This is a genomic window from Sulfurimonas sp. (assembly GCF_032250635.1).
Lineage (GTDB): Bacteria > Campylobacterota > Campylobacteria > Campylobacterales > Sulfurimonadaceae > Sulfurimonas.
The window spans coordinates 1-8,527 of sequence record NZ_JAVVFL010000093.1 but is presented as its reverse complement, the minus strand read 5'-3'; the positions used below and the strand labels follow the sequence as shown (position 1 = coordinate 8,527).

General features: G+C 31.7%; 13 protein-coding genes. 12 read left to right on the top strand and 1 reads right to left on the bottom strand.

What is annotated here, in order from left to right; translation table 11 throughout:
• The 6 genes from RQ763_RS06835 to RQ763_RS06810 all read left to right on the top strand — a co-directional run.
• Nucleotides 1–537, top strand: a 537-nt coding sequence (locus RQ763_RS06835; RefSeq protein ID WP_314151946.1) for a DUF4234 domain-containing protein, incomplete at its 5' end; no start/stop codon positions are given.
• Nucleotides 538–1,142: 605 nt separating this feature from the next.
• Nucleotides 1,143–2,234: a site-specific integrase gene (locus RQ763_RS06830; RefSeq protein ID WP_314151945.1), complete on the top strand. Its 1,092-nt coding sequence runs from the start codon at nt 1,143–1,145 to the stop codon at nt 2,232–2,234.
• A gap of 290 nt (nt 2,235–2,524) precedes the next feature.
• Entirely contained in the window at nt 2,525–2,776 is a 252-nt protein-coding gene (locus tag RQ763_RS06825) for a hypothetical protein (protein WP_314151944.1), read from the top strand.
• A 36-nt stretch (nt 2,777–2,812) separates the two neighbouring features.
• On the top strand, nt 2,813–3,121 hold the full coding sequence (locus RQ763_RS06820) for a hypothetical protein (protein ID WP_314151943.1): 309 nt from the start codon (nt 2,813–2,815) through the stop codon (nt 3,119–3,121).
• Between the two features lie 110 nt (nt 3,122–3,231).
• The gene (locus tag RQ763_RS06815) at nt 3,232–3,570 is read left to right on the top strand and encodes a hypothetical protein (RefSeq protein WP_314151942.1); all 339 of its coding nucleotides are present in this window, start codon (nt 3,232–3,234) and stop codon (nt 3,568–3,570) included.
• A gap of 2 nt (nt 3,571–3,572) precedes the next feature.
• Nucleotides 3,573–4,187: a hypothetical protein gene (locus RQ763_RS06810; protein ID WP_314151940.1), complete on the top strand. Its 615-nt coding sequence runs from the start codon at nt 3,573–3,575 to the stop codon at nt 4,185–4,187.
• Nucleotides 4,188–4,535: 348 nt separating this feature from the next.
• On the opposite strand, the gene RQ763_RS06805 is transcribed toward RQ763_RS06810, so the two are convergent.
• The gene (locus tag RQ763_RS06805) at nt 4,536–4,784 is read right to left on the bottom strand and encodes a helix-turn-helix transcriptional regulator (protein ID WP_314151939.1); all 249 of its coding nucleotides are present in this window, start codon (nt 4,782–4,784) and stop codon (nt 4,536–4,538) included.
• A gap of 126 nt (nt 4,785–4,910) precedes the next feature.
• Between RQ763_RS06805 and RQ763_RS06800 the strand changes: the two genes are divergently transcribed.
• The 6 genes from RQ763_RS06800 (at nt 4,911) to RQ763_RS06775 (ending at nt 8,469) form a co-directional block, all read left to right on the top strand.
• Nucleotides 4,911–5,195, top strand: a complete 285-nt coding sequence (locus RQ763_RS06800) for a hypothetical protein (protein ID WP_314151938.1) — start codon at nt 4,911–4,913, stop codon at nt 5,193–5,195.
• Nucleotides 5,195–5,425: a hypothetical protein gene (locus tag RQ763_RS06795; RefSeq protein ID WP_314151937.1), complete on the top strand. Its 231-nt coding sequence runs from the start codon at nt 5,195–5,197 to the stop codon at nt 5,423–5,425. Before RQ763_RS06800 ends, RQ763_RS06795 begins: the two co-directional genes overlap by 1 nt.
• Nucleotides 5,422–6,396, top strand: coding sequence for a hypothetical protein (locus RQ763_RS06790; RefSeq protein ID WP_314151936.1), 975 nt, complete (start codon nt 5,422–5,424; stop codon nt 6,394–6,396). The genes RQ763_RS06795 and RQ763_RS06790 overlap by 4 nt, the downstream gene beginning before the upstream one ends.
• Nucleotides 6,397–6,453: 57 nt before the next feature.
• Nucleotides 6,454–6,606 (top strand): hypothetical protein, encoded by a 153-nt coding sequence (locus RQ763_RS06785; protein WP_299855629.1) that lies wholly within the window; start codon nt 6,454–6,456, stop codon nt 6,604–6,606.
• A gap of 182 nt (nt 6,607–6,788) precedes the next feature.
• Nucleotides 6,789–7,559: a type IV toxin-antitoxin system AbiEi family antitoxin domain-containing protein gene (locus RQ763_RS06780; protein WP_314151934.1), complete on the top strand. Its 771-nt coding sequence runs from the start codon at nt 6,789–6,791 to the stop codon at nt 7,557–7,559.
• On the top strand, nt 7,549–8,469 hold the full coding sequence (locus RQ763_RS06775) for a nucleotidyl transferase AbiEii/AbiGii toxin family protein (protein WP_314151932.1): 921 nt from the start codon (nt 7,549–7,551) through the stop codon (nt 8,467–8,469). Before RQ763_RS06780 ends, RQ763_RS06775 begins: the two co-directional genes overlap by 11 nt.
• The last annotated feature ends 58 nt before the right edge of the window (nt 8,470–8,527 follow it).

The following is an 8,527-nucleotide window of genomic DNA, read 5'->3' as shown; positions in this document are numbered from 1 at the left end:
AACACACAACCATATTTTAACTATTTGGTTGATAAATATATTATACGAAGGAAAACAATGACAGTTTTAGAATTAAAGGAAAAAATAAATACAAAAACATTAAATTTTGTATTGTTAACAATGGCAACAGCTGGGATTTATCCAATTTTATGGTTGGCTAAAAATCAAGAAATAATAGAAAATTTATTTAAATCTGAGAAATCAGATAAAAAATTTATTTTATATTTGGCAATATGTGTAGGACTTGGAGGAAGTCTTGGATCAACAGAAATTCCTGTACTCACAATAATTGCAGGCTTGTTGTCTTTGGTATCTTGGATATTGTATCTTATGTGGGCATTTAAAATAAAAAAATCAACGTTAGACTATGCACTAAATGAATGTAGAATTAATTATAGTATGAATTCATTTTATACGGCATTTTTTACAGTTTACTATATAAATTATTGTATTACAGAGCTAACAGAGATAATGGAGAGAGAGAAATTTTTAAAGAACAATGCTAAAACTTCTGAGAATCCGCAGGAAGCGTTATAGACTGCAATAGGTGAGTAAGTTGCCAAAAAATCATCTACTCGGTTTGTGAGTGGATGATTTGATAAAAACTATACCCATATTACCCATTGAAAACGCCAATTTTAAAAATATCTGTAAATATCATTATTGCAAAATTATTCCGTCAAATCTAAAAATAAGTTCAATGCTCGTAAAATTATCCATTTTTATCACGTCAAATCTACGACCAAAATTATCATAACCTGACAAACAAGACCGGCAAGTTACCCACAATCTTAAACAGCGTTCCCATCGAATAATTACATTTTTATAGAGACTAAACTGCGACTAAAATTGTTCTAAAAGTAAAAAAATATTGAAAAAGTGAATAGAAAGAATAAAGTTATTGATATAAGAATCAATTATGAAAAATGTCTGAAAGTATCGTGTTTAAGGGGTTTGTGTAAGATAGGTGGTGGACCCTCAGAGATTCGAACTCTATTTAAAAGAATTACTTAAGTTTCTTAAAGTTGTCTATTGTCTCTTAAAGTCCCATATTCTAGGGATTTAAACCTTGTTTTTATTATATCAAGTTTGCTATACTTTTGCATAGATTTTTAAATTTTGGGTAGCAATAGGGTAACAATTTGGCAAGGGTAAAAAGTAAAAAATATGCAGGTGTCTATCTCAACAAATTAACAGATGGAGATATAACATACTCCATCAATTACAAAGATGCAGAAAATAAAAAAACTTGGTTCACTGTAGGCAAAAAATCGAGCGGCATTACAGAGATATATGCTTACAACAAAAGAAATGAGTTTATAAATAAAATAAAACTTGGAGAAGAACCACCAGCTGTTCTAAAGAGAAAGAAAAAAGATATAGTCTCACTTGATAGTGTAGCATTAGAACATTATCAACTAAAAGAGAATCACAACCGCAACAACAAACTCTCAAAAAGAAAGTATGAGATGCATGTGTCTCCTATATTGGGTAAAAAAGATATAAAAAGTATCACTGTAGAAGATACGCAAAAACTGCAAGCACTAAAATTAAAAGAGTTCGCTCCAAAAACTGTCAATACTATTTTAGGAGAGTTGAGTGTTATTTTTAACTATGCTATAGATAAAAATATCATTGTCCAAAATCCTTTAAAAAAACTCAGATCTTTAAAAGTTGATAATGTCAGAGAAAGGTATCTGAGCAAGGAAGAGATTTCTATTTTACTTGATTATGCTAAAACGGATGAGCAGTTGCATATATTTACACTGCTTGCTTTAACTACAGGAGCTAGAGTTGGAGCTATTTGCAAGATTACACCAAGAGACATAAATTTTGAAGCAAAGACCATAAGTGTATTGGATGAGAAAAACAATGAAAAATATACAGCATTTTTAGGTAGTGATGAGCTGGAAGAACTTTTAAAAAATAGAGTGCAAAAGCTTAAAATCGATACGGCAGTTTTGAAAGAGAATGAAGCAAACTTATATGACCAAATAAAATTAAAAGCTAGAACTATTCTTGATAAGCTTTTTAATAATGAGGATATTGATTCAAAACATAAAGTCGTTATACATACTTTGCGACATACATTCGCTTCACATTTGGCAATTAACGGTACTCCGATATTTACAATTCAAAAATTGCTTAATCATAAAGATATAAGAATGACATTGAGATATGCAAAACTAGCTCCAGATACAGGACGAGATAGTATTTTAAAATTGGGGTTTTAAGTTTAAATAATTCGCGAGCATTTTACTCTAACACAAAATCAACTTCATAATCTGTATGAATACATTACTAATAGTAACACTTTTAGTAATGTATTCAGATTTGCTCATTTCAATAAAAAATTGTCTCTAATCGCGTTTATTTGTTTCTAAACTACTTCTAAATCCACTAAATTTTGAATTATTAATATCGCTAAATACGCCTAATTCCTGCTATTTCCTTCTTTAGACTTTTGCTATTTTGTAGCTCATTTTCTATACTTTTCTCATGTTAAACAAAAAGGAGAAAAGTTATGCAAAATGATGAAGATTTACAAAAAGAGAGACTCTATGAGTATCTGTTAAAAAAATATAAAAGAGCTGTAATATCGAAAGTTGAGATGGCAAGTGAGCTAGGTATAAGCAGCTCAACATTAGATCTCTACATCGCTAAAGGTACAGGGTTGCCAAACTACAAAAAGCTTGGCAAGGCTAAAAATGCAAAAGTTGTATTTAATCTTTTAGATGTCGCCGACTTTTTAACAAAAACAATCAAAACATACTGAGAAATTTCGATGAAACAAAGGGAAAAGTTTGATGTGTTGTACACGACGATAATACACAAATATCGGATTAAACATGGACTCAGTAACAATGATTATTGTATTGCCAATGCCATCTATAATCTCAGTAATAATCCAGAGAGTGAGTTTAGAGGTTGGTATTACGGGAAAATTGAAACGCTTGGCAAGATGTTTGATTTTTCACGAGCGACAGCATATAACAGTGTACAAAAACTGATAGATAGAGGCTTGGTAGAAAAGGATCTCACAAGCGGTTTTTTGCGAACAACGAAATTATGGTGGAGCGATTTTGTAAATAATACGATTGTGGGCGAGTCTAAAAATTAGATAAGTGTCTAAAAAGTATATTCCAAAATCTAGATTTTAGATTTTTTAGTCTAAAAATTAGACACATATATAAATAATAATAACAATAACTCATAAAGAAGAGGAAGAAGATGAAACAAATGTATGAAGATTTTGATGAGTTTATAGCATGGCTTAAAAAAGATGGTCTTAAGCCACTCAAGAGTGAAAGGATATGGAAAAAAAAGATTTTTGCTAATCTTTTAAATAATCATGCAAAATCCGTTGAAAATTATAAGGATTTTTTACAAGATAAGAAATTGAACAGCCTTGTGGGTAAAAAAATTACATATAAGGATTTCAATAAGCTTGTTTGCAGTGTAGAGTCCTCACATAATTTTTATACGCTAAAGCTAGAGGATAGGTCTATTTTAAAGGTAAAAATTAAAGATATCGATGTATTTATAAAAAACCATATAGGAGGAAGGTAAAAATGAAAAGTAGTGGTTCTCTGCTTGACATACATAAATATTCAGTTGATGCATTTCAGCATCTCTACGACAAGTTAACCGATGAAAATTTCAAGCGACCATACATCATAAAAGATAAGCCAATTAATGCTGTTACTGGAATAATATGGGATATTACACAAGGCGATGATGAGCTAAGAAAAATCATTTATAAAATGGATGAAATCGATGGTATAAAAGCTCAAAACAGTAAAAGTGGAAATGAGAAACGAGTTGAAACTTGGCTCAAAAAAGCCTATTATGAACATCTCTATAGAGGGTATTCAGTTTCAAGAAACATGTTATTGAAATTTATGACAACAATCATAAAGCCAAATGGTAATGAGGGAAAGAAAAAATTAAAGTATTCTAGTACTCGTTATTTTGAAAGATATAACGACAAGTTCAAAAAGCGGCTAAATCGTTGCAGAAAAAATGATAGGGTGTATGAACTTCAAAAAAAGTATCCAGAACTAAATATAGCGGATGCTTTTGCTTATGGACAGATAATTGATAAGTTTAATACCACGAATGAAGACCTAGAATGGTTTGAAAAGCTAGTCAAAATATTGACTAAAGAACAAGAAGAATATATTTAAATTTACATAAAAAATACTGTAAAAAGTTTTTTTAAAAATATGATATGTTTTGTAAGGAAAATTTTTAACAAACTTTAAATAAGCCCATAAATAAGTGATTTAAAGAGCCTGTTTGAGTAACGATTTTTTCACAAGGGACAAATTTTCATCAAATTTTGCTAAATTGAGTAAGGATTTTTTTTGAATACTTTGTGTAAATCCCTTAAAATAGGTGCTTTTAAGAGGTGTTTTTGTAACGATTTTCTCGTAGGGGACAAAATCAAGTAATATATTAATTCAAATTATTTGTCCCTTTCAGGGGATGAAATCAGCCTATATATGAACGACAGTGAATAGTGACGGACAGAATTATTTTTGGGAGTCTTGTATGTGGGGAATAAGATCAGCTACTTCAATACCAAATTCATAAGCTATTTTATATAGGTGAGAGAGGTTGTAACTTACATCATGTTTTCTAGTTTCAATTTTTGCAATATAGTTTGGAGATTTATGTCCTAAAATTTGAGCAAGAGCCAATTGGCTAATATTTCTTTTTACTCTTTCCTCTTTTACTTTTAGAACAATTTCATCTAAAAATTTATCTATATTTTCTTCCAATAATAAACACCTATAAGTTTTCAAAGATGATAGCTATATGGCCAAAATCTAACAAACACTTATAAGTGTTTAGTAAGTTTATTTGAGTTATTATTTAATGTAAAAATAATATTTCAGGAGCAAAACATGGCAGAGTATTTCGCACATGTGCTAGCAAGACTGATTGTTAGCTATTTAACTTTATTGGTAATATCACTGGTTATTTTGGCAGGTTACTGGATTATCGCAGATTATAGCTCTATGCTAGCGTTTATACACAGTGTAAGTGACAATGCTTTTGCAGAGTTTGTTGTATGGATGCCATTTATATTTGCTTGGTTCAAGCCAGATAAGAAAGGTAATGCAAATGCTTACTATCACAGACAAGCAAATTTTTGGGCAATGTATGACACTACTGGAGGAAGATGGTAATGAGAAAAATATTTTCAGCTTTTTTAGTATTAGTTGGGATTGCAAGTGCTACAGAGGTAACACTATGTCAATTTAAAAATGGTATAGGCTATGCAAACAGTAAAGTTATATGCGAAGAAAAATCTTACACAACAATTCAAGACATGTATGCAGAGGGATGGAGATATAAAGGAACTTTTGAAATTAAAGATGAAGCTTATTTAGTAATGGAAAAGGAAAATAATAAATGAGATTAAAAAGTTCTTTACTGGCGATTTTAGCAACATTTATGTTCTCTGGATGTGTGACCTCACAAACTCCACAAGTTGCAAATATAGATAAATTAGATAGCTTTAGAGACTATATTTTTAAAAAAAGATCGAATGAGAGCGGCAACTATGATCTTATCGCAACAACAGCACATAAAACTCTACTTGAGTTAAGAGTGTTTAACGAACCAACTTCAACAGCAGATGCTACAGATGTTTTAAAGGTACTAGATGATGCAAAAACTTACTGTAGTGCAAAAGGCGGCAATCTAATCTACGGAGATGGTTCTATAACAGCAATTGAAAATTTACCAACGGCATTTAGCTTTGATTATATTGCTTACAAAAACGATATGCAAAAACAAGGATTTGGAAAATTTGATGGCTTTTTAAAATGCACTAATTCACAAGACAATTTTGAGATAGAGTATATGGTTGATAATGTTGATTTGAAAAGAGATTACATGATAGATGGCGGATATATGCAAACCTATTCAAGATATTTTTTAATCAATCATAAAAAACCTCAAAGCAATAATCAAAAAACTTGGCAAAATGGCAGTAAATACAGCAACTATGCAAAAGATAAGAGCATTAAAGAAGTTTTAGCTTTAGAAAATAATACAACTCCTTGGAAATATGAGAAAGCAAGTGGAGCATACAAATATTGCACTCACAACGGTGGAATTTTTTTAGTGAAAAATCAAATCACAAAAAATAAGCCAATGAATATCGATGAATATTTAATCCAAAGAGCGAACTCAATGAATGAGAGCCAATTGGAGTGTTTAGAGAAAAGAAAACAAGGTCAAGGGTGCTATATCATGTCTCATTACACTTTTACAGATAATGATAAGCTCTTTTGTAAAAATCCAAATAATACTGATCAAGAGTTTACATTACAGCATCAAAATGATTCACTTGTTTATAAAAATGCTTTAGAAAAGTTTTGATAGAATAAAGAATGATAAAATAAGGAGTATCAAATTACTTCGCTTGATGGATAAAAGATGCCGTTTTTATTGCTTTTAATTGCACTGTTTATTTTTGCGTTACTTCGTGGAGAGCATGATGCGTCGTTTGTTATTTTGATGATGATTGTGGCTGCACTACTTGCAACATACTACAAACCATTTAGAGACTCTTTGAGAGAATTTTTTTAGGAGGTATTTATGTCGGCTTTAGAGATTGTATTTCCTTCCCTTAGTACTTTTTATAAAAAATAAATAAACTTTTCCTCTTTGTTTCTAAAATTACTACTTTTATAAACTAATATTTTACAAAAAGATATAAATTTAAAACTAACCTCTTGCTTTTGTTTTCGAAAATAGCTAAAATATAAATTATGAATTTACAAAATGATATAAAAATAAAACAACTATATCAAATGTTACCAGAGGGGGTAGTCGCTCCAGCTTCTTGGCTTGCAGAGCAGGGCTATTCTATGCAGCTACTTTATCAGTACACTAAAAGCGGTTGGCTCAAAAAAACCTCAAGAGGCTCATATATAAGAGGCGATGTAAACCCATCTTGGCAGGGAGCTGTTTTAGGACTGCAAAAACTTAGCAATCAGCCATTTCACATAGGTGGTGTAACATCTCTTAATCTTCAAGGTTATGCTCATTATCTGCCATTGAACAACTCACAAACAATATATCTGTACGGCACTCAAAAACTTCCAGCATGGTTTAAAAATATAAAACTTGAACAAGAGTTTTATGTGATGAAAAAGCCCTATTTTAAGACAATAGGTCTGAAAAGTATACCATCAAATATAAAAGATTGGGAAATGGTAGTCTCATCTCCTGAGAGAGCTACCATGGAGCTTCTTTATCAAGTAAAACCCGATGGACTTAGCTTTGAATTTGCAGCAGAGATATTTGAGAGCTTAACAACACTTCGCCCATCTTTAGTCAATGAACTTTTAACTATGTGTGAAAACATAAGAGTGAAACGCCTTTTTCTTTTTTTGACAAGCTACTTTAACCACCCTTGGGCAAAGCATATAAAAAAAGATGGTTTAGAACTCGGAACTGGCAGAATGCAGATCGTAAAAAACGGTGTCTTTGACAACGAGTTTTTAATAACAGTACCAAAGGAGTACCATGCTAGATAAAAATTCTATTTATTATAAACAAGTGCAGCTGCTTTTGGAAGTATTGCCTTTTGTTTCAAAAGAGGAGTGCTTTGCTCTCAAAGGCGGAACGGCTATCAATATGTTTGTAAGAGATCTGCCACGACTCTCCGTAGATATAGACCTTATGTATCTTCCAGTAGAAGATCGACAAACAAGCCTTCAAAATATTGCCGAGTCGTTTGAAAGAATAGCTCGCTCTATTGAGTCTTCAATACGAGGTGCAAAAGTATATAGGCTAGATCAACAAGGAGATGGAATACTCTCTAAACTTCAAGTTGAAAAAAACGGTGTCCGTATCAAAATAGAAGCATCACCCGTTACTAGAGGAACAGTAAGAGAACCGAGTGTGCTAAGTGTATCGGCAAGAGTGGAAGAGGAGTTTGGTTTTGCAGAGACTAGCGTAGTTCACTTGGACGATTTGTACGCTGGAAAACTTTGTGCAGCACTTGATAGACAACACCCTAGAGACTTTTTTGATGTACGGGGATTACTTGACAATGAGGGAGTCAGCGATACCCTTATGGATGTGTTTATAGTGTACTTGATAAGCAGTAATCAACCTATATCAAAACTACTGCAACCAAACTTGATAGACATCGAGAGGATCTATGCTGAACAGTTTGTAGGGATGCCGATAGAGCCAATGTCTTTGGAAGTTTTAGAAGCAACCAGAGTTGAGCTAATTAGCACAATTCGTTCTAAACTTACTCAAAATCACCGTGATTTTTTGATAGGTTTTAAAGAGGGAAATCCTGACTGGAGTTTGCTTCCTTTTGAGAACATAAAAGAACTTCCATCTGTAAAATGGAAAATACTCAATCTTCAAAAAATGCCAAAAGCCAAAAAAGTTGAAGCTATACAGAAGCTAAAAGATACACTAAAGATCTAAGATAAGGAGAATAAATAATGGAACAAGTTCAAACTGTAATGCAAGAAGAGTTTACAAA

Excerpts from the sequence above, each read along its gene's own strand:
- RQ763_RS06825 (WP_314151944.1), top strand. The coding sequence starts at position 2,525 with ATGCAAAATGATGAAGATTTACAAAAAGAGAGACTCTATGAGTATCTG.
- RQ763_RS06815 (WP_314151942.1), top strand. The coding sequence starts at position 3,232 with ATGAAACAAATGTATGAAGATTTTGATGAGTTTATAGCATGGCTTAAA.
- RQ763_RS06810 (WP_314151940.1), top strand. The coding sequence starts at position 3,573 with ATGAAAAGTAGTGGTTCTCTGCTTGACATACATAAATATTCAGTTGAT.
- RQ763_RS06800 (WP_314151938.1), top strand. The coding sequence starts at position 4,911 with ATGGCAGAGTATTTCGCACATGTGCTAGCAAGACTGATTGTTAGCTAT.
- RQ763_RS06795 (WP_314151937.1), top strand. The coding sequence starts at position 5,195 with ATGAGAAAAATATTTTCAGCTTTTTTAGTATTAGTTGGGATTGCAAGT.
- RQ763_RS06790 (WP_314151936.1), top strand. The coding sequence starts at position 5,422 with ATGAGATTAAAAAGTTCTTTACTGGCGATTTTAGCAACATTTATGTTC.
- RQ763_RS06785 (WP_299855629.1), top strand. The coding sequence starts at position 6,454 with ATGCCGTTTTTATTGCTTTTAATTGCACTGTTTATTTTTGCGTTACTT.
- RQ763_RS06780 (WP_314151934.1), top strand. The coding sequence starts at position 6,789 with ATGAATTTACAAAATGATATAAAAATAAAACAACTATATCAAATGTTA.
- RQ763_RS06775 (WP_314151932.1), top strand. The coding sequence starts at position 7,549 with ATGCTAGATAAAAATTCTATTTATTATAAACAAGTGCAGCTGCTTTTG.